We start from the raw sequence: 17966 nt of genomic DNA on the forward strand, positions 1-17966 counted from the left end.
CGAACCGCCGCCGGCCACCCCCCCGCCGGCGGCGGCTCACCCGCTTCCCGGCCCCCGCAGGGGCCGGGACAGCCGCACCCCGCAGGAACGCCCCGGGCCGCCGGATGTGGCACCGGAGCGGGGCGCCCTCGGCGGACAGGCAGGTGATCTGCGTCGCCGTGGCCGGCGGGGTTGTCCTCGTCGGACGGACGGGGCAGTTTCCCTGCCTCTGCGGCGGCCATGTCGTGCTGCCACGCGTGCGCTCGCACAGGACGGCGGGCGCAGGGCCGCCCGGCGGCACGAAACCGGTAGCGGACCCGTGCGGCCGCGGGCGGGGCGGCGGGTGCCAGACGGGCGGAAGGAGCAACGGAATGGTTCGTGTCAGCGCAGTGGAGTGGCCCGACGGGCTCGAGGCCGGCTCGCGGGATTGGGCGGCCATCGCCGGGCGGGTGCGCCATGCCGCCCCCGACATCCTGGTGACCAACGAGATGCCGTTCGGCAACTGGCTGGCCGGTGGTGTGGCGTTCTGCGAGGCGGCGGCGGAGCGCTCGATCGAGGCGCACCGGCGCGGGCTCGGGGCGATGGCGGATCTCGGCGTGCCGGCGGTGCTCACCTCGCGCCCCGTGCGCGAGGGCGCGCGGCTGGCGAACGAGGCGGTGTGCCTGGTCGATGGCCAGATCCTGCCACTGCATCGCAAGCAGATGTTTCCGGCCGAGCCGGGCTGGCACGAAACCGCCTGGTTTCACACCGCCAGCACGGATTTCAGCGTGCGCGAGATCGCCGGCCTGCGCAGCGGCATGCTGCTGTGCACCGAGCTGATGTTCAGCGAGCGCGCGCGCACATACGGGCTCGACGGCGCCGCGCTGATCGCCGCGCCACGGGCCACCGGGAGCGATCTCGCCCCCTGGCACATCGCGGGGGCGATGGCAGCGCTCGGCGCGGCGGCCTACGTGGTGAGCTCGAACCGGGTCGGCGGCAGCGCTCCGGTCTTCGGCGGCAGGGGGTTCATCATCGACCCGACCGGCCGGCGCATCGCGACCACCTCCCCGCGCCGCCCCCTCGTGACCGCGGACATCGACCCGGTGCAGGTGGCCGCGGGCCAGCAGGCGGCCTATCCGCTCTACGTCGCGCGGGCCGCACGCGGCGAACGGGAGGCCGGCCCGGGGGGCTGACCGCTCCCCGCCCCTGTCACCGTGCCGGGCCGATCGGCATCGCCCCCGGCGGTTTGCACCGCCCGCCGGGGCCCGATGCCGTCGCCCCGTGCCGCCGGGATGGGCCCAGCGGCGCCGGGGTATGGCGGCGCCGCGGCCGGGCGATGCGCAGGGCAGACCCGCCGGCAGGGCGCGCGCCACCGCCGCCGGGTGTCGGCGGCTCCCAGGCGCGGCTTTCCGGGCACTGCGCCCGGGGGAGGGGGCGGGCAGGCGGGTTCGCCCCGGCGGCGCCCCGGTTCAACGGCGGGTCACGGGGGCGCCGGGCGCAGGGGTATCCTTGCGCCGCTCATCGGGTTGCTGCGCACATTCGTTGAAGACGCGGGCGGTGCAGCTGGCGCAGATGGCGGGGTCGAGCTTCGGCACCAGCTGCGCGATCGCCTCGCGCTTGGAGATGTGGATGTGGTCGCGGCCGAGGGCCTTTACCACGCGGAAACGGGCGAGCTTGCTGAGCAGCCGCAGGCTGCCGATCTTGAGGTGGAAGCTGCCGCCCGCCGCGTCGCGCAGGCGGGATTCCTCGAGCAGCATCTCCGCCGCCGGCAGGTCGGTCTCCGCGCTGGAGCGCGACAGGAACAGCATGTGTTTCTGCGCGGGGCGCTCGATGCGGAAGCGGTGGAAATCGCGCCGCGTGGCCTCCACGGTGCCGAAGTAGAGCGGGCCCTCCATGGAGGCGATGATGAGCTGGGGGCATTCGCCGAGCCCGTAGAGCCGGGCCGGGCGCAGGGCGCGGCTCGGCGCCTCCGGGTCGGGCGAGAGCACCGCGATCACCGGCCGGGCGATGCGCATCAGGAACAGCGAGAGCGACAGCGCCACCCCGGCGTAGATGGCGAACTCGAGGTCGATGACGATGGTCGAGAGGAAGGTCACCCCGGCGATCAGCGTCTCGGAGATCGAGCTGCGCATCATGTGCCCGATCTCGGCGAAATCGACCAGCCGCCAGGCCACCACCATGATGATGCCGGCGAGCCCGGCCACCGGCACGCTGGCGAAGGCCGGCGCGACGAGCAGCAGGATGGCGAGCAGGATGAGCGCCGAGAACACCGCAGCCAGCGGGGTGCGCGCGCCGCTCTCGAAATTCACCGCCGAGCGGGTGAAGGAGGCCGAGCAGGGGTAGGCGTGGAAGAAGGATCCCACGAGGTTGGAGGCGCCCTGGCCGATGAACTCCTTGTTGCCGTTGAGCAGCTGGCCGGATTTCGCCGCCATGGCCCGGGCGATCGACACCGCCTCCAGCAGCCCCACGAAGGCCACCGCGAAGGCGCCGGAGACCAGGTCGCGCAGGAAGCCGGGCGAGAGCTCGGGCACCTCGAAGGAGGGGATGACGCCGCGGATGGTGCCCACGGTGGCAAGCGGCACGCCGCCGGCCTCGAACCCGAGCCCGAGCAGCGTGGCGACGAGCAGGGCGATCAGGTAATGCGGCAGGCGGTGCGAGATCCGCCGGGCCAGCACCGCGGTGAGGATGGTGCTGAGCCCCACGCCCAGCGACACGGGGTCGGCCTGGCCGAGATGGGTGGCAAGCTCGGTGGCAAAGCGCAGCGGGTGCTCGGGCCGCGGCAGCTCGAGCCCGAGCAGGGCGGCGAGCTGGCTGGTGCCGATCAGCAGCGCCGCCCCGGCCACGAAGCCGGTCATCACCGAGTGGGAGACGAAATCCACCAGCGTTCCCAGCCGCATGACCCCCATGAGGATCTGGAACACCCCCACGAGGAAGGCCATGGAGATCGCCGCCGAGATGAACTCGGGCGAGCCGGGGGTGAAATGGCCCGCGAGCGCGCCGAAGACCAGGGCGGAGAGCGCCGTCGTCGCCCCGGAGACCGCCTGCCAGCTCGAGCCGAGCAGGGCGGTGACGATGGTGGGCACGATGGAGGCGTAGAAGCCGTATTCCGGCGGCAGGCCGGCGATGGCGGCGAAGGCCACGCCCTGGGGCAGCACCAGCGTGGCGCCGGTGAGCCCGGCCAGCAGGTCGGCGCGCAGGGTTTGGCGGTTGACGAGGGCGAACCAGTCCGGGCGGGAGAGCATCTCGTGGCCGAGCTGGCGCAGCCCGAGGCGGAGCTGGCGGCCGAGGGCGCGGTCGATGCGCTCGGCCTCCGGCGCGCTGAGCCGGTCGAGCTCCGGCACGGTGGGGCGCGGATGGTCCATGGAGGGTCCTTCTCGGGGCTGCGCCGCGCCCCCGGCGGCGGGGCGCGGCGCGGTCAGGCTTGAATGGCGGTGCGGCCGCCAACCCGCGGGCAGGGGGCAGGCGGATGGTGAGGCGCAGCAGGGGCAGGCGACAGGCAGGCGGCCGGGCGCCGGTCACCCGGGCGGCTGTCTGGTACAAGGGGGGCAGGCACAAGGAGAGCCGGCGCAACGCAGGCGATCGGCAGCGGAACGGTCATCGGTCCGCCGCCACCCGGAAGCCGAGGTTGCCGGAGGAGGCATCCGGCGGGTTCGAGGTGCGCGAATGCACGTGGTAGCGGTCGCAGTAGCTCTCGTGGCAGAGGTAGGAGCCGCCGCGCTTCACCCGCAGCTCGCCCTCCGCGGGGCCCTTGGGGTCGACGAGCGGTGCTGCCTGCCGCGGCGGCGGGCCGAAACGGTCGGCCACCCATTCCCAGACATTGCCGGTCATGTTGTGCAGCCCGTAGGCATTGGGGGGGTAGCTGTCGACCGGGGCGGTGCCGGCATGGCCGTCCTCCGCGGTGTTCTCGAGGGGAAAGCGCCCCTGCCAGATGTTCATGCGGTGGCGGCCGCCGGGGGCGAGGGCGTCGCCCCAGGGGAACTTGCGGTTGGCGAGGCCGCCACGGGCCGCGCGCTCCCATTCCGCCTCGGTGGGCAGGCGCAGGCCGGCCCAGCGGCAATAGGCCTGCGCGTCATACCAGGCGATGTGCACGGCGGGGTGGGTCTCGCGCCCGGCGGTGGAGGAGCCGGGGCCCTCGGGCTGTGCCCAGCTCGCGCCCTCCACCGCGCGCCACCAGGGCAGGCCGGCGGGGGAGGGGTATTGCGCGCCGCCGTTCGGCAGGAACAGGTGGAAGACATAGCTCCAGCCCTCGGTCTCGGCGACGGTGCGCCAGCCGGTGGCGGCGGCGAAACGGGCGAACTCGGCGTTGCTCACCGCGGTGGGCGAGAGGGCGAAGGGCGAGAGCCGCACCCGGCGGCGCGGGCTGTCGAGATCGGCGGGGTAGGTGGCGCGCCGCGCGCCCATCTCGAAGAAGCCGCCGGGCACGGGGCGCAGCCGGGCGCGCAGCTCGGCGCGGGTCGCGGCATCGGCGGGGGGGATGTCCGCGTGGTGGGGCGGCGGCGGGGTGTCGGTGCCGCGCCCGCCGGCGCAGCACGCGCCCGCGGGCGCGACCGGGTGGTCCTGCATGGTATGTCCTTCGGGTTCGGGCCCCCGCCGCACGGGAGGGGGCCCGGGAGGCTCAGGGGGCCGGGCTGCGCCGGCGCTTCACGAGGCGCAGCAGCGGCGGGGCCACCACCGAGAGCGCGGCGATGGCGAGGAAGGTCACCGCCCAGGGCCGCTCCAGCACCCCGGCGAAACCGTCGTCGGAATACATCAGCCCGGTGCGCAGCTGCCCCTCGGCGATAGGCGCCAGCACGAAGCCGATCACGAAGGGCCCGAGCGGGATGCGCGCGAAGCTCAGCACCAGCCCGAGCAGCGCGAAGCCCAGCATCACCCAGACATCGAACCAGTCGTTGTTGATGGCATAGGCCCCGACCACGCAGAACAACAGGATGAGCGGGAAGAGCGCCCAGCCCGGCACCTGCGTGAGCCGGGCGATGCCCCGGGTGCCCATCCACATCAGCCCCAGCATGATGAAATTCGCCACCAGGTAGGCGGCGATGAAGCCGTAGGCCACTTCCGGCGAGTTCTGGAACAGCAGTGGGCCGGGCTGCAGGTTGTGGATCATCAGCGCCCCGATCAGGATCGCGTCCACCACGCTGCCGGGAATGCCCATGGTCACCAGCGGGATGAGCGCGCCGCCCACGGAGGCGTTGTTGGCCGCCTCGCTGGCGACGATGCCGTGCTCCTCGCCCTTGCCGAAGCGCTCGGGCGTCTTCGAGAAGGCCCGGGCGCTGCCGTAGCTCACCAGCGAGGCGACGCTGGCGCCGATGCCCGGCAGCAGCCCGATCCATGTCCCGATCACGCTGGAGCGCAGGATGTTGGGCATGAAGCGGGTGAGGTCGCGCCTGCCGAAGGCCAGCGCGCCCTTGCTCGCCACCATCTCCGGCGGCGGGGCGGCCTGCCCGGCCTCGGAGAGGATCTGGCGGATGGCGAAGATGCCGATCAGCACCGGCAGCACGTCGAAGCCCGAGAGCAGCGGGTCGAGCCCGAAGGTGAGCCGGGCCTCGCCGCTGGAGGCGTCGATCCCCGGCAGGGCGAAGGCCATGCCCAGCACCGCGCCGATCAGCCCGCGCAGGAGCGAATCCTCCGCGAGTGCGGCGAGCATCACGAAGGCCATCATGATCAGCCCGAAATACTCCCACGGCCCGAAGCGCAGGGCGAATTTCGCGAGGAACGGCGAGAGCCCGGCGAGGAACAGCGCCGAGATCAGCCCGCCGGCGAAACTCGCCACGATGCCGAGCGAGAGCGCCCGCGCGGCCCCGCCCTTGCGGGTGATCGGGTAGCCGTCGAAGGTGGTGACGATCGAGGCCGGCGTGCCCGGCATGTTGAGCAGGATCGCCGAGATCAGCCCGCCCGAGATGCCGCCGACATACTCGCCCACCAGCAGCGAGATCGAGGTGTCGTTGGCCATGTGGAAGGTGATCGGCAGGGTGAGCGCGATCAGCATCGAGGCGCCGAGCCCCGGGATCGCCCCCACCACGAGCCCCAGCGCCGTGCCCAGCACCAGGCAGGCCAGCACGGCGGGGGAGAAGGTCGCCGCGAGGGCGTTGAGAAGCTCTGTCATCAGGCCAGGCCCTTACGGCAGATTGATGTAGAAGAAACGGGTGAACACCACGGTGAGCACGGCGCAGAGCGCCAGCCCGCCGAGCACGGTCACGACCAGCCGGCGCGGGGTGAAGCCGCCGATCAGCAGCGCCGAGGCCGCGACATAGACCGTGCCCGCCGCCCAGAACGGCGCGAGCCCGGCCGCCATCACGAGGATGAAGGCCACCAGCAGCCCGAGCACCGCCGCCCCGCGCGCCGCCGCCCCGGGCGACCAGGGCAGGGCGTCGGATGCGCCGCCGGCGCGCCACAGCAGCACCGCCCGCGCGCCGGTGATCAGCGCGAAGACGATCAGCAGGCCCGCGAGGATGCGGGGCAGGGCGGCCGAGCCCAGCGGGTCGAACTGCGGCGGCGGCAGCTGCGCGGCCCCGCCCAGCAGCAGGGCGGCGATCACCAGCAGCAGCAGGCTCAGCGCCAGGTCGCTTGCGGGATGGGGCCGGCGGGTCATGGCTTGCGCATCTGCTCGGCGGTGGCCTCGATCGCGGTCAGCCGCTCGCGCGCCCGCGCCGTGGTCTCGGGGCCGTCGACGAAGACCGCCTTGTCGCCGTAGGTCTCGAAGAACTGCTTCACCTCCGGGGTCGCCACCGCCTTCTCGAAGGCCTCGGAGAGCGTGTCGATCGCCTCCTGCGGGATGCCGGCGGGGGCCATCCACCACATCGGGTTCACCCAGGTCGCGTCGGGGTAGCCGAGCTCGGAGACCGTGGGCACGTCGGGCAGCTGCTCCGAGCGCTCGGGCGCGAAGGAGGCCACGGGCTTGAGCTGGTCGTTGCCCATCACCTCGGCGGGCGAGAACAGCGAGATGTCGGCATTGCCGCCCAGCAGCATGCGCTGGCGGTCGGCGCCGCTGTTGCCGTTCACGAAGCGGGTGGAGATGCCCGCGGCCTGCTGCAGCCCGGCGCCGGCGAACTGGGCGATGGTGCCGATGCCGCCGACCTCGATGAGGCTGCCGGGCTCTTCCTTCAGCCGCGCCTCGATGTCCGCAAAGCTGGTGAGGCCGGAGTCGGGGCCCACGGCCCAGAGCGGGCTGGTCTCGCCCGTGGAGCCGAGCGAGACGATGTCGTCGATGTCGAAGCGGCCGATGCCGAGCACCTTCGCGATCAGCGCATTGTACTGCCACAGCATGATGGTCTCGCCGTCTTTCGGCGAGGACATCAGCTTGGCATAGGCCGCCGCACCGCCGCCGCCGCCCATGTTCACGATGACGAGCGGCTCGCTCAGCAGTTCGTTGTCCTCGATCGCCTGGGCGATCACCCGGGCGACGTTGTCGGTGTAGCCGCCCGGCGAGAACGGCACGATCACCGTGATCGGCCGGCTGGGGAAATCGGCGGCGGCGGCGGGCAGGGCGGCGCCGGCGAGGGCGGCCGCGGCAAGGCCCGCGAGGCCGAGAAGCGTTGTTCTGCGCGTGGTCATCTTGGTTCCTCCCATGGATGGGTTTCGCGTTTCGTGGGCCGGGCAGGGGCTGCCCGGCCGGGGGGTCAGCCGGCGCCCACCACCTTGCCGCTCAGCTCGAGCGGTGGTTGCGGGTAGTGCAGGCCGCGCTGGCCGGAAAGGCCGCGTTCGTCGGGCGGGGTGAGCGGCGGGGCCGCGCAGCCGGTGAGGCGGCCGTCCTCCACCCAGTCGAGGTCCTCGCCGTAGAGCTCGGCGAGGAGCAGCGCCTCGAGTTCGGCCCGGGTGCCGGCGTCCTCCGGACTGTCGGCGAGGTTGCGGCGCTCGCCGGGGTCGCGGGCCATGTCGAAGAGCTGCACATGGTTGCCGGCGGGGTACCAGATCAGCTTCCAGTCGCCCCGGCGGATCATCCGGCTGGCGCGCGGGCCCTCGAGGCATTCGCCGTAGAGATGCGGCCGCCCGTCGAGCCCGAGCATGGAGATGCCATCGACGCTGTCAGGCACCGGCAGGCCGGCGAGCTCGAGCAGGGTGGGCATCACATCGGCCAGGCCGTAGATCCCGTCGCAGGTCACGCCGCGGTAGCGCTCCCCGGTGGATTTCGGCGCCACGAAGATGCCCGGCACCCGGGCCGAGGCATCGAGGAACAGCCGCTTCCCGTAGAGCCCGTTCTCGCCCAGCATGTCGCCGTGGTCGGAGAGGAACAGGATCGCGGTATCGTCGAGGATGCCCTCCTCGCGCAGCGTGCCGATGACGATGCGGATCTGGTGGTCGATATGGGTGCAGAGCGCGTAGAAGGCCGCGAGCAGGCCGCGGTGCTCGCGCGCGCTGCGCTCCGGCAGGTAGTTGCGCACGAAGCGCAGCGCCCAGGGCAGGGCCTCGGGGTCGCGCGCCCAGTCGGCGGTGGCAGGCTCGGGCATCTCGGCCGGGCTGTAGCGGGCGAGGTAGCTTGCCAGCGGCACCAGCGGCGGGTGCGGATGGGTGAAGGACATGTTCCAGAAGGCCGGCCGGTCACGGTCGCGGCGCTGGATCTGGCGGCAGGTCTCGCGCGCGGTCCAGTTGGTGACATGGCAATCCTCGGGCAGGTGCCAGGTGCGCCAGACGTAATCGTTGTTGGACATGCCGTGGGCGTATTGTTCGCCGGCATGGCCGCGCTCGGCGAGGAACATGTCGTAATCGTCGACGGCGCCGAGCTGCGGGCGGCCCTCCTCGGCCAGCAGCGCGTCGTCGAAGCCGATGCGGTTGCGCTGCGGGTGCACGTGCAGCTTGCCCACCGAGAAGGCCTGGTAGCCGCCGGCGCGCAGGCAGCCCGCGAGGGTGGGCGCGTCGGGCATCGGCAGCATGGGCCGGAACACCCGGTCGCCGTGGCTGCGCGGCGACTGGCCGGTCATCAGCGTGCGCCGCGCCGGGATGCAGACCGGGCATTCGCTGTAGAGGTTGCGAAAGCTCACCCCGGTGCGGGCCAGCGCGTCGAGCGTCGGCGTCTCGATCACCGGATGGCCGGCATGGCCCAGCAGCGCGCCGGCCCACTGGTCCACCGTGATCAGCAGGATGTTCGGGCGCTGGCTCATGCGCGTTGCTCGCGTGAAATCGTATCGTTGGTCATGGGTCCTCCCTGCGCCTCGATTTCGTCAATCGTTTTCTATAGTCAAATAAGCAATGCTTATTCACGGCGAGGAGAGGGCATGGACACACGGCAATTGCGGGCGGTCGAGGTGCTGGCGGAGGAGCTGAATTTCGTGCGTGCGGCGGCCCGGCTCGGCATCAGCCAGCCGGCGCTGTCCCAGCAGCTGCAGAAGATCGAGGCCGAGCTGGGGGTGGTGCTGTTCTCGCGCGCCGGGCGGCGGGTGTCGCTCACCGATGCGGGGCGCAGCTTCCGGCGCGACGCGGCGCAGATCCTGCAGGATTACGAGAGCGCGGTCACCACGGCGCGGCGGGCGGCGCAGGGGCAGATCGGCCGGCTGCGGCTGGGCTTCGTGGAGGCGGCCTCGGTGCGCGCGCTGCCGCTCATCGTGTCGGAGTATCGCCGCCGCGCGCCGGAGGTGCGGCTCGAGCTCACCGAGATGATCAGCGCCGAGCTCGCCGATGCCCTGCTGCGCGGCGCCATCGACGTGGCGCTCACCCGGCCGGTGAACCTCGCCGAGCCGATCGAGGCCGAGGTGATCCTGCGCGAGCCCTACGTGGTGGTGCTGCCGGAGGACCACCGGCTGGCGGGAGCGGCGGCGCTGGAACTGGGCGAGGTGATCGACGAGGGGCTGATCCTCGCGCCCGGGGCGAAAGCGCAGTACATCCTGGGCCTGTTCCGCCCGCTGTTCGAGCGGCTGAAGCGCACGCCCACCATCACCCAGGAGGTGTACCAGCGCCACGTGGTGACCGGGCTGGTGCGGGCGGGGCTGGGCTATTCGCTGCTGCCCCGCTCGGCCTCCTCGCTGCAGGGGGAGGGGGTGGTGTGCCTGCCGCTGGCCGATGCGGACGCGCCGATGGCCGAGCTGGTGCTGGCCTGGCGCCCGTCCGACGACGCCGCCACCCTGCGCAGCTTCCGCACCCTGGTGCAGCAGCTCTCCGCCGCCGGGCGGCTCTGAGGGCGCGCCCGGCCCGGGGCGGGCGCGGCATCGCCCGCAGGCAAGGGCGACGCTGTCCCCGGCGAGCATGCGCCGAGCTCCCGCGGCGTGCGGGCGGTGGGCCAGCCGCGCGCGGCGCAGAGGCGCTCCGGCAGGAGCCGGCCGGAAAAATCCCGCATCGTCAAGGCCTTGTGGAGAAGTCGCCGGACGGCGCAGAGATTTCTTGCTTTTAACACGACTAATCCTATCGTATTAACGGTGATAAAGAGACGGAGCCGCCTCGCGCGGGGTCGCTGCGGCCCGGCGGGAGCGGACAGGGCACGGAAAGGACAGCTTGTGTGCGATGGACGAACGCATCGGGACAGCCTCCGGAACGGCATGGGCAGCGATGAAGCCGGTATCGGCAATCCCCCCGGGGCCCGCGCCGGCCTGGCTGCGCGGGGCGCTGCGGCTCACGACCGCCCCGATCCGGGCGGAGCAGGCCCGGGCGATCGGCATCGCGACCCCCTGGGGCATCCGCACCGCCACGCCCCGGTGGGCCTGCATCTGGCGCGGGCATCCGGAGGCGCAGTGCCGGTTGCGCACCATCGTGCTGCCCGCCCCGTGGAGCGGCTGGGGCGACCCGGTCTGGCAGGCGCTGCTGCTGCACAGCCTGCAGGTCTTCGGGCTGAGCCCCGTCGCCCCGGAGCCGGGGCTGCTGCTCCTGGCGGAACGCCGGGCCTTTGCCGCGCTCGCGCCGCCCTGGGGCAGGATGATGATGAGGATGTGACCATGAAGGACGTGAAACTCGACAGGATCGACAGGAAGATCCTCTCTCACCTGATGCGGGACGCCACCGTGTCGATCGCGAAGCTGGCGAGCCTCGTCGGCCTGTCCCAGACCCCGTGCTGGCGGCGGGTGCAGAAGCTCGAGGACGCCGGCTTCATCATCGGGCGGGTGGCGCTGGTCGACCCGTCGAAGATCGGCCTCGGGCTCACGGCGTTCGTCGAGATCGAGGCCCCGGAGCACACGACGGACTGGCGCGCCGCCCTGCAGGAGGCAACCCTGCAGTTCCCGCCGATCGTCGAAGTGCACCGCATGGCGGGGGAGGCCGACTACATCCTCAAGGTCATCGTGCCCGACATGGACGCGTTCGACCGCTTCTGCACGGCCTTCAGCAAGGCGCTGCCCTGCCGGACGATCAATTCGAGATTCTCGCTCGAAACCGTCCGGACGTCGACGGCCTGGCCGATAGACCTCGAGGGCAGATGAACGGCGCAGAGCCGCCGACCCCGGTCGAAGATGCGACTTAAATAAATTACATGTAAATATCGTCGTTTTAATACCTATTGGAATATTTTTCTAAATATCCAGAAATAATCGAATAAAACTCTCTATTTACTCGTTCTGTTGTCTGAAAATAGGATCTCACTATCGGAATTGCGGCCTCCGGGCCCGCCGTGAGGGAGTATGACGTTGCCAACATCCATGCGCTGCAACGACTGCGGGGCGGCCCCCGCGGGGCCCGGCGGCTCCGCTCCGGCGGCCGACGGCCCGCGGACGAGCGGGATGCCGGCCGGCATGCCGCTCACCGGACAGGTCGCGATCATCGGCGGCGGCTTCAGCGGGGCCACGGTCGCACTGCATCTGGCCCGCTCCGGGCTGGCCGCGCAGGGCTGGGGGGTCGCGGTGTTCGAGCCCCGGCCCGAGCTGGGACGCGGCCTGGCCTACAGCACCACCGAGCCGAGCCACCGGGTAAACGTTTCCGCCGCCCGGATGAGCCCCTATCCCGACGATCCGGGCAGTTTCCTGCGCTGGATCGGCGAGACCGGCGCGGTGAACGACGACCCCGCGGTGCGCAGCGCCTGCGGCGATCTCTACCCGCGCCGCGCGGTGTTCGGAGCCTATGTCGCGGGCGAGCTCGCCCCATGGCTCGCCGCGGGTGCCATCCGCCATGTCCGCCAGGCGGTGGTGCGGGTGTCGCGCGAGGCGGGGCGCTGGCAGATCGCCGGAGACGATGGCGCGCTGATGCTGGCCGATGTGCTGGTGATCGCGACAAGCCATCCCGCGCCCGGCCTGCCGCGCGCGCTCGCCGCCATCGCCGGGCATCCGCGGCTGATCGGAAACGGCACAGACAGCGCGGCGCTCGGCCGGATCGGCCCGGCCGACCGGGTGCTCGTGGTGGGCAACGGCCTCACCTCGGCCGATGTGATCGCCACGCTGGACCGGCTCGGCCATCGCGGCCCGGTGCTCGCGGTCTCGCGGCGCGGCCTGCGCGCGCGGGGGCATGCGGCCGAGCCGCAGCCACCCTATGGCCGGTTCACCGACATGCCACCCTGCCGGGCCTCGGAAATGGTCGCCCGCGTGCGCCGCATGATCCGCGCCGCCGAGGCGGAGGGCATCGGCTGGCAGGCGGTGATCGACGCCGTCCGCGCCCAGGGCCAGGACATCTGGCAGACCTTCCCGGCCCGCGAGCGCCGGCGCATCGTGCGCCACCTGCGACCCTACTGGGACGTGCACCGGTTCCGCATCGCGCCCCAGGCCGAGGCGGTGCTCGACCGCGCCCTGGCCGAGGGGCGGCTGACCATCCGCGCCGCGGGCCTGCTCGGCGCCGGGATCGAACCCGGGGCAGGGGCGCCGGGCGCGGGCGCCATCCGCGTCACCCTCGCGCCCCGGCGCGGCCCGGGCCCCGAGGCGGTGCTGGTGGATGCGGTGGTGGTGACCACCGGCCCCGCGCATGGCGGCATCCTGGGCAGCGCGCCCTGGCTCGCCGGGCTGGCGGGGGCGGGGCACCTGTGCCTCTGCACCACCGGGCTGGGGCTCGCCTGCGACCGGCTGTCCCGTGCCCTGGGGCAGGACGGGGCGGCGCAGCCCGACCTGTTCGTCGCCGGCCCCCTGGCCCGCGGCACCTTCGGCGAGCTGATGGGGCTTCCCCAGGTCAGCGAACACGCCGAGGCCGTGGCGCGCGGTGTCATCGCGCGCCTTCGCGCCGCGCCCGGGCCGGGCGCGGCGGCCTCCCCCCGGTCCCTGGCGCGCCATCACGGCGCCGCCTTCTGACGGAGAACGACATGACCCATCCCGACACCCCGCCGGATTTCCTCTGGTTCATCCCCTCCTCCGGCGATGGCACCTATCTGGGCAGCAACACGCTCGGCCGCCCGAACGACCCGGGCTATTTCCGCGAGATCGCGCGGGCGGCGGACCGTCTCGGCTATTCCGGGGTGCTGCTGCCCACGGGCGTGGCCTGCGAGGAATCCTTCGTGCTGGCGGCCGATCTCGCCGCCCATACCGAGCGGCTGCGCTTCCTCGTCGCCATCCGGCCCGGCACGGCGAGCCCGACCTACTACGCCCGCCTCGCCGCGACGCTCGACCGGGTGTCGAACGGGCGCCTGCTGCTCAACATCGTGGTGGGCGGCAGCCCCGACGAGCTGGCGGGCGACGGCATCTTCCTGCCGCACGACCAGCGCTACGACCATGCCGAGGAGTTCTTCACGGTGTTCAACGGGCTGATCGAGGGCGGCCGGGCCGATCTCGAGGGCACGCACATCCGGGTGAAGGGCGCCCGGCTTGCCCTGCCGCCGGTGCAGGCGCCGCGCCCGCCGCTCTATTTCGGCGGCTCCTCGGACGCGGCGATCGATTTCGCCGGCCGCCATGTCGAGAAATACCTCACTTGGGGCGAGCCGCCGGCGCAGGTGGCCCAGAAGGTGGCGCGCGTGCGCGCCGCGGCCGCGGCGGCGGGGCGGCAGGTGAGCTTCGGCATCCGGCTGCATTTCATCGTGCGCGAGACCGAGGCCGAGGCCTGGGAGGCGGCCGACCGGCTGATCTCCAAACTCACCGACGAGACCATCGCCGCCGCCCAGAAGGTGCTGCGCGGCCAGAACGACTCGGTGGGCCAGCAGCGCATGAACGCCCTGCACGAGGGCCGGCGCGACCGGCTAGAGGTCTCGCCCAATCTCTGGGCCGGCGTGGGGCTGGTGCGCTCGGGGGCCGGAACCGCGCTGGTGGGCGCGCCCGAAACCGTGGCCGAGCGGCTGCGCGAATACCAGGCCGCGGGCATCGATACCGTGATCGCCTCGGGCTACCCGCACCTGGAGGAGGCCTACCGGGTGGCAGAGCTGCTGTTCCCCGCGCTCGGCATCGCCGCGCCGCAGGGCCGCCTGCGCAACAGCTTCGGCGAGGCCGCGGTCTTCGGCGGCGGCGGCCATGGCGGCAACGTGCGCGCCGGGGCCGACGGCGGCGCCGGAGCCCCGGTCCCGGCCCCGGCCTCCTGAGCCGCTCACCTGCAACACATCCATCGAACCGCCCCGCGGGGCAGGAGGACATCGTGCTTTCACTCACCAGACGCGACCTGATCGCCGGCGCTTCGGCCGCGACGCTGGCCTCGGCGCTCCCGGTTCTGGCGCAAGGCGTCGGAACCCTGAAGATCGGCTACCAGAAGACCAATCTCCCGGTGATCGCCCGGCAGCGCGGGCTGATCGAGACGGCGCTCCAGCCGCTGGGTGTCGGGGTTCAGTGGGTCGAGTTCTCGGCCGGCCCGCCGATCGTGGAGTCGCTCAACGTCGGCGCCATCCATCTCGGCTGGACCGGTGACGCCCCGCCGATCTTCGGCCAGTCCGCCGGGGCGGCCATCGTCTATGTCGCCGCCCTGCCGCCCAATGGCGAGGGCGAGGCGATCATCGCCCGTCCCGACAGCGGCATCGCCGGTGTGGCCGATCTCGCCGGCCGCAGGGTTGCCGTGGGGCGGGGCACCTCGGCGCACAACCTGCTGGTCGCGGCGCTGGAGGCAAACGGCATCGCCTATGCGGATGTCGATGTCGCCTTCCTCGCCCCGGCCGACGCCGCGGCGGCCTTTGCCGGGGGCGACGTGGATGCCTGGTCGATCTGGGACCCGTTCCTGGCCATCGCCGAGTGGCAGCACAGCCCCACGGTGCTGATCCGCGCGCCGGAGGTGATCGAGGTGAACACCTACCTGCTCGCCGGCCGCGCCTTCGCCGAGGTGCCGGAGAACGGCGAGGTGATCACCCGCACCACCGGCGCCCTGGCCGAGGCCGCGGCCTGGGCCGACGCGCATCGCGACGAGGTGGCCCAGGCGCTGCACGAGGTGACCGGCGTGCCGCTCGAGGCCCAGGCCATCGCGGCAAACCGCGCGGGCTTCGGCCTCTCCGACATGACGCCGGAGATCATCGCCGGCCAGCAGGCCACGGCAGACCGGTTCTTCGGCCTCGGGCTCATCCCCGCGGAAATCGCGATCGCCGATGCCGTCTGGACCCCCTCCGCCGGCTGAACGCGATCACCGCCGGGAGGGCGGCCACCCGCCGCCCTCCCGGTCAGGCCCATTCGCCTGATCAGGCAAGGAGCCCCGACGCATGTCATTCATCTCCACCGAACCCCTCTCCCCCGAAGCCCGGCGCGCCCGGCGCCCGGGCCCCGGCACCCGCGGCCGCACGCTTGCCCGCCTGGCCGGCCGCCTCGCGGGGCGGGGCTGGATCGGCTGGCTGCTGCCGGTCGCCCTGCTGCTGCTCTGGGAGCTGCTCTCGGCCACCGGCGGCATCCGCGCCAACGTGCTGCCCGCCCCGTCGGCCATCCTCGCGGCCTTCTGGCGGCTGCTGCTCTCGGGCGACCTCGCCGGGCACGTGGCGGCGAGCACGCAGCGCGCCCTGCTGGGCTTCGCGATCGGCGGGGCGATCGGCTTTTCGCTCGGCCTCGTCAACGGCCTGTCGCGCCTTGCGCGCGATGTCACCGACACCACCCTGCAGATGGTGCGCAACGTGCCGCACCTGGCGCTGATCCCGCTCGTCATCCTGTGGTTCGGCATCGGCGAGGAGGCGAAGATCTTCCTCGTCGCCCTCGGGGTGTTCTTCCCGATCTACGTGAACACGCTGCTCGGCGTGCAGGGGGTCGACCCCCAGCTGGTCGAGATGGGCCGCATCTACGGCATGCGCAGGGCCACGCTCTACCGCCGGGTGGTGCTGCCGGGCGCGCTGCCGGCGATCTTCACCGGCCTGCGCTATGCCCTGGGCATCATGTGGCTCACGCTGATCGTGGCCGAGACGATCTCCGCCTCCGAGGGGCTGGGCTACATGGCCATGCAGGCACGCGAGTTCCTGCAGATCGATGTCGTGGTGCTGTCGATCCTGATCTACGCGCTGCTCGGCAAGCTGGCCGACAGTCTCGCCCGGCTGCTCGAGCGCCGGACGCTGCAATGGCATCCCTCGTTTCGCGGAAAGGACTAGCCCATGCCCCTGGACGGATCACCCGCCGCCTTCACCTTCGAGCGCGTCGAACGCCGGTTCGGCGAGAAACAGGTGCTGCGCGGGCTCGACCTCAGCCTCGAGGACGGCCGGTTCCTCGCCATCATCGGCCGGAGCGGCTGCGGCAAGTCCACCCTGCTGCGCCTGCTCGCCGGGCTCGATGCGCCGGACGGCGGCCGCATCACCCGCAGCGCCGCGGCAACCGGCCCCGCAGGCACCCGCATCATGTTCCAGGAGCCGCGCCTGCTGCCCTGGGCGAGCATCGCCGGGAATGTCGAGGTGGGGCTCACCGGCCTCGCCGACCGGGCGGAGGCGCGGCGCCGGGCGCACGACATCCTCGCCGGGGTCGGGCTCGAGGGCCGGGGGGCGGAGTGGCCGGCCGTGCTCTCCGGCGGCCAGCGCCAGCGCGTGGCGCTGGCCCGGGCGCTGATCGGCGCGCCGCGCATCCTCGCGCTCGACGAGCCCCTGGGCGCGCTCGATGCGCTCACCCGCATCGGCATGCAGCGCCTGCTGGAGCGGGTCTGGGCCGAGAAGGGTTTCACCGCGGTGCTGGTCACGCATGACGTGGCCGAGGCGGTGATCCTCGCCGACCGGGTCATCCTGCTCGACGAGGGCCGCATCGCCCGCGACATCGCGGTCGACCTGCCGCGCCCCCGCCACCACGGCAGCCCGGAGGTGGCGGCGCTGGAACAGCAGATCCTGCAAGACCTCCTGCACGGCGATGCCTGAGCGCGCGGCGGGCTCCCGCCTCCACGGTTGCCGCGCTCCCCGGCTCGGGCTCCGGTCCGCAGCGCTTCGGCCACCTGCCGCAGCTTGCCGCCGGAGACCCCCGCCCCGCGCCCGGCCGCATCCGCGCGGGCGCCGCGGTCCCGGCCGGTGGGCTGCGCGGCGGTTTTCCCGGCGTTTCGGCGTCATTCCCGATAATGGCATATTACCGGGAGCCATCTCCCCGCCCCGCGCCCCCGCCCGGTGCCGGGCAGAGCCCCCCCGGAACGCGCGCAGGGCGTATATCGCGTTGAAAACGCGCAAAAAAGCCCGGCGCGCAATCGCGCACCGGGCGGATGTTCGCGGAGCGGAAACTGTCAGCGGGGGTCGGACTTCAGTCGGCGCTCGGCCTCCTGGTAGACGCGGTCTCTCCGCCCGACATGGACCACGAAGACGACGAGCACATCGTCCTCCACCCGGTAGACGAGCCGATAGCCGGAGGAGCGCAGCTTGATCTTGTAGACGTCGCGGACACCGCGCAGCCGGTCGGCCTCCACGCGCGGGGCTTCAAGCCGCTCGGCGAGCTTCTTCTTGAACTGCTCGCGCAGGGGCGCGCCGAGCTTGTTCCATTCCTTCAGGGCGCGCTTCTCGAACTCGAGCTCATAGGTCATCCAGCGTGACCCGCACCCGCTCGCCCCCGGCGCGGTCTTCCACGATGCGCGCCAGCTCGAGGTCGTCGAGCCGCTCCATCATCTCCTCGTAGAGCTGGGCCGGCACCATGTAGGCCATCACCCGGTTGTGGTTGAGCACCGCAACCGGCTCGCCCGCAGAGCTGCGGAACACCGCCGACGGATTCTTCTTCAGGTCCGAGACGCTGATCGCCACATTCGTCTCCACGCGCTGCACGTTCATCCTGGCACCCTCCATGGCACTGGTTTCAGACCGGAATATGGACCTGATCATGGAGATATACAACGGTCGGCTTTAC

The 17966-nt window shown here is 72.4% G+C and carries 17 protein-coding genes; 9 read left to right on the forward strand and 8 right to left on the reverse strand.

Going from position 1 to position 17966, the window contains the following annotated elements; translation table 11 throughout:
* Nucleotides 1-350 precede the first annotated feature (350 nt).
* Complete coding sequence (locus D3P35_RS14360; protein ID WP_118135431.1) at nt 351-1151, forward strand: carbon-nitrogen hydrolase family protein; 801 nt, start codon at nt 351-353, stop codon at nt 1149-1151.
* Nucleotides 1152-1427: 276 nt separating this feature from the next.
* Here the strand turns inward: D3P35_RS14360 and D3P35_RS14365 are convergent, their stop codons facing one another.
* The 6 genes from D3P35_RS14365 to D3P35_RS14390 form a co-directional block, all read right to left on the reverse strand.
* On the reverse strand, nt 1428-3320 hold the full coding sequence (locus D3P35_RS14365; protein ID WP_118135432.1) for a SulP family inorganic anion transporter: 1893 nt from the start codon (nt 3318-3320) through the stop codon (nt 1428-1430).
* A gap of 232 nt (nt 3321-3552) precedes the next feature.
* Complete coding sequence (locus tag D3P35_RS14370) at nt 3553-4521, reverse strand: formylglycine-generating enzyme family protein (RefSeq protein WP_118135433.1); 969 nt, start codon at nt 4519-4521, stop codon at nt 3553-3555.
* A gap of 52 nt (nt 4522-4573) precedes the next feature.
* Nucleotides 4574-6061 (reverse strand): tripartite tricarboxylate transporter permease, encoded by a 1488-nt coding sequence (locus D3P35_RS14375; RefSeq protein ID WP_118135434.1) that lies wholly within the window; start codon nt 6059-6061, stop codon nt 4574-4576.
* Between the two features lie 12 nt (nt 6062-6073).
* Complete coding sequence (locus D3P35_RS14380) at nt 6074-6547, reverse strand: tripartite tricarboxylate transporter TctB family protein (protein WP_118135435.1); 474 nt, start codon at nt 6545-6547, stop codon at nt 6074-6076.
* Nucleotides 6544-7509: a tripartite tricarboxylate transporter substrate binding protein gene (locus D3P35_RS14385; protein WP_157982155.1), complete on the reverse strand. Its 966-nt coding sequence runs from the start codon at nt 7507-7509 to the stop codon at nt 6544-6546. The genes D3P35_RS14380 and D3P35_RS14385 overlap by 4 nt, the downstream gene beginning before the upstream one ends.
* A gap of 65 nt (nt 7510-7574) precedes the next feature.
* The gene (locus D3P35_RS14390; RefSeq protein ID WP_118135437.1) at nt 7575-9053 is read right to left on the reverse strand and encodes a sulfatase-like hydrolase/transferase; all 1479 of its coding nucleotides are present in this window, start codon (nt 9051-9053) and stop codon (nt 7575-7577) included.
* Between the two features lie 114 nt (nt 9054-9167).
* On the opposite strand from D3P35_RS14390, the gene D3P35_RS14395 reads away from it, so the two are divergent.
* From D3P35_RS14395 to D3P35_RS14430, 8 genes are all read left to right on the forward strand, one after another.
* Nucleotides 9168-10064, forward strand: a complete 897-nt coding sequence (locus tag D3P35_RS14395; protein WP_198670624.1) for a LysR substrate-binding domain-containing protein — start codon at nt 9168-9170, stop codon at nt 10062-10064.
* A 367-nt stretch (nt 10065-10431) separates the two neighbouring features.
* Nucleotides 10432-10812 (forward strand): hypothetical protein, encoded by a 381-nt coding sequence (locus D3P35_RS14400; RefSeq protein WP_118135438.1) that lies wholly within the window; start codon nt 10432-10434, stop codon nt 10810-10812.
* A gap of 2 nt (nt 10813-10814) precedes the next feature.
* Complete coding sequence (locus D3P35_RS14405; RefSeq protein ID WP_118135439.1) at nt 10815-11294, forward strand: Lrp/AsnC family transcriptional regulator; 480 nt, start codon at nt 10815-10817, stop codon at nt 11292-11294.
* A 309-nt stretch (nt 11295-11603) separates the two neighbouring features.
* Nucleotides 11604-13079 (forward strand): FAD/NAD(P)-binding protein, encoded by a 1476-nt coding sequence (locus tag D3P35_RS14410; protein ID WP_198670625.1) that lies wholly within the window; start codon nt 11604-11606, stop codon nt 13077-13079.
* Between the two features lie 11 nt (nt 13080-13090).
* Nucleotides 13091-14293, forward strand: a complete 1203-nt coding sequence (ssuD, locus tag D3P35_RS14415; RefSeq protein WP_118135441.1) for an FMNH2-dependent alkanesulfonate monooxygenase — start codon at nt 13091-13093, stop codon at nt 14291-14293.
* Nucleotides 14294-14346: 53 nt separating this feature from the next.
* Nucleotides 14347-15306, forward strand: coding sequence for an aliphatic sulfonate ABC transporter substrate-binding protein (locus tag D3P35_RS14420; protein ID WP_118135442.1), 960 nt, complete (start codon nt 14347-14349; stop codon nt 15304-15306).
* Nucleotides 15307-15388: 82 nt separating this feature from the next.
* Nucleotides 15389-16255 (forward strand): ABC transporter permease subunit, encoded by an 867-nt coding sequence (locus D3P35_RS14425; RefSeq protein ID WP_118135443.1) that lies wholly within the window; start codon nt 15389-15391, stop codon nt 16253-16255.
* Between the two features lie 3 nt (nt 16256-16258).
* A complete protein-coding gene (locus D3P35_RS14430; RefSeq protein WP_118135444.1) occupies nt 16259-17002 on the forward strand; it encodes an ATP-binding cassette domain-containing protein in 744 nt (247 codons plus the stop codon).
* Between the two features lie 353 nt (nt 17003-17355).
* On the opposite strand, the gene D3P35_RS14435 is transcribed toward D3P35_RS14430, so the two are convergent.
* Nucleotides 17356-17649, reverse strand: coding sequence for a type II toxin-antitoxin system RelE/ParE family toxin (locus D3P35_RS14435; protein WP_118135445.1), 294 nt, complete (start codon nt 17647-17649; stop codon nt 17356-17358).
* Complete coding sequence (locus D3P35_RS14440) at nt 17639-17905, reverse strand: type II toxin-antitoxin system Phd/YefM family antitoxin (protein ID WP_232830513.1); 267 nt, start codon at nt 17903-17905, stop codon at nt 17639-17641. The genes D3P35_RS14435 and D3P35_RS14440 overlap by 11 nt, the downstream gene beginning before the upstream one ends.
* Nucleotides 17906-17966 lie beyond the last annotated feature (61 nt).

It is taken from the genome of Oceanicella sp. SM1341, from assembly GCF_003448965.1.
Classification (GTDB): Bacteria; Pseudomonadota; Alphaproteobacteria; order Rhodobacterales; family Rhodobacteraceae; genus Paroceanicella.

Bases quoted from the DNA above. Each gene is read 5' to 3' on its own strand.
- D3P35_RS14360 (WP_118135431.1), top strand. From the start codon at position 351: ATGGTTCGTGTCAGCGCAGTGGAGTGGCCCGACGGGCTCGAGGCCGGC.
- D3P35_RS14365 (WP_118135432.1), bottom strand. From the start codon at position 3,320: ATGGACCATCCGCGCCCCACCGTGCCGGAGCTCGACCGGCTCAGCGCG.
- D3P35_RS14370 (WP_118135433.1), bottom strand. From the start codon at position 4,521: ATGCAGGACCACCCGGTCGCGCCCGCGGGCGCGTGCTGCGCCGGCGGG.
- D3P35_RS14375 (WP_118135434.1), bottom strand. From the start codon at position 6,061: ATGACAGAGCTTCTCAACGCCCTCGCGGCGACCTTCTCCCCCGCCGTG.
- D3P35_RS14380 (WP_118135435.1), bottom strand. From the start codon at position 6,547: ATGACCCGCCGGCCCCATCCCGCAAGCGACCTGGCGCTGAGCCTGCTG.
- D3P35_RS14385 (WP_157982155.1), bottom strand. From the start codon at position 7,509: ATGACCACGCGCAGAACAACGCTTCTCGGCCTCGCGGGCCTTGCCGCG.
- D3P35_RS14390 (WP_118135437.1), bottom strand. From the start codon at position 9,053: ATGAGCCAGCGCCCGAACATCCTGCTGATCACGGTGGACCAGTGGGCC.
- D3P35_RS14395 (WP_198670624.1), top strand. From the start codon at position 9,168: ATGGACACACGGCAATTGCGGGCGGTCGAGGTGCTGGCGGAGGAGCTG.
- D3P35_RS14400 (WP_118135438.1), top strand. From the start codon at position 10,432: ATGAAGCCGGTATCGGCAATCCCCCCGGGGCCCGCGCCGGCCTGGCTG.
- D3P35_RS14405 (WP_118135439.1), top strand. From the start codon at position 10,815: ATGAAGGACGTGAAACTCGACAGGATCGACAGGAAGATCCTCTCTCAC.
- D3P35_RS14410 (WP_198670625.1), top strand. From the start codon at position 11,604: ATGCCGCTCACCGGACAGGTCGCGATCATCGGCGGCGGCTTCAGCGGG.
- ssuD (WP_118135441.1), top strand. From the start codon at position 13,091: ATGACCCATCCCGACACCCCGCCGGATTTCCTCTGGTTCATCCCCTCC.
- D3P35_RS14425 (WP_118135443.1), top strand. From the start codon at position 15,389: ATGTCATTCATCTCCACCGAACCCCTCTCCCCCGAAGCCCGGCGCGCC.
- D3P35_RS14430 (WP_118135444.1), top strand. From the start codon at position 16,259: ATGCCCCTGGACGGATCACCCGCCGCCTTCACCTTCGAGCGCGTCGAA.
- D3P35_RS14435 (WP_118135445.1), bottom strand. From the start codon at position 17,649: ATGACCTATGAGCTCGAGTTCGAGAAGCGCGCCCTGAAGGAATGGAAC.
- D3P35_RS14440 (WP_232830513.1), bottom strand. From the start codon at position 17,905: ATGGAGGGTGCCAGGATGAACGTGCAGCGCGTGGAGACGAATGTGGCG.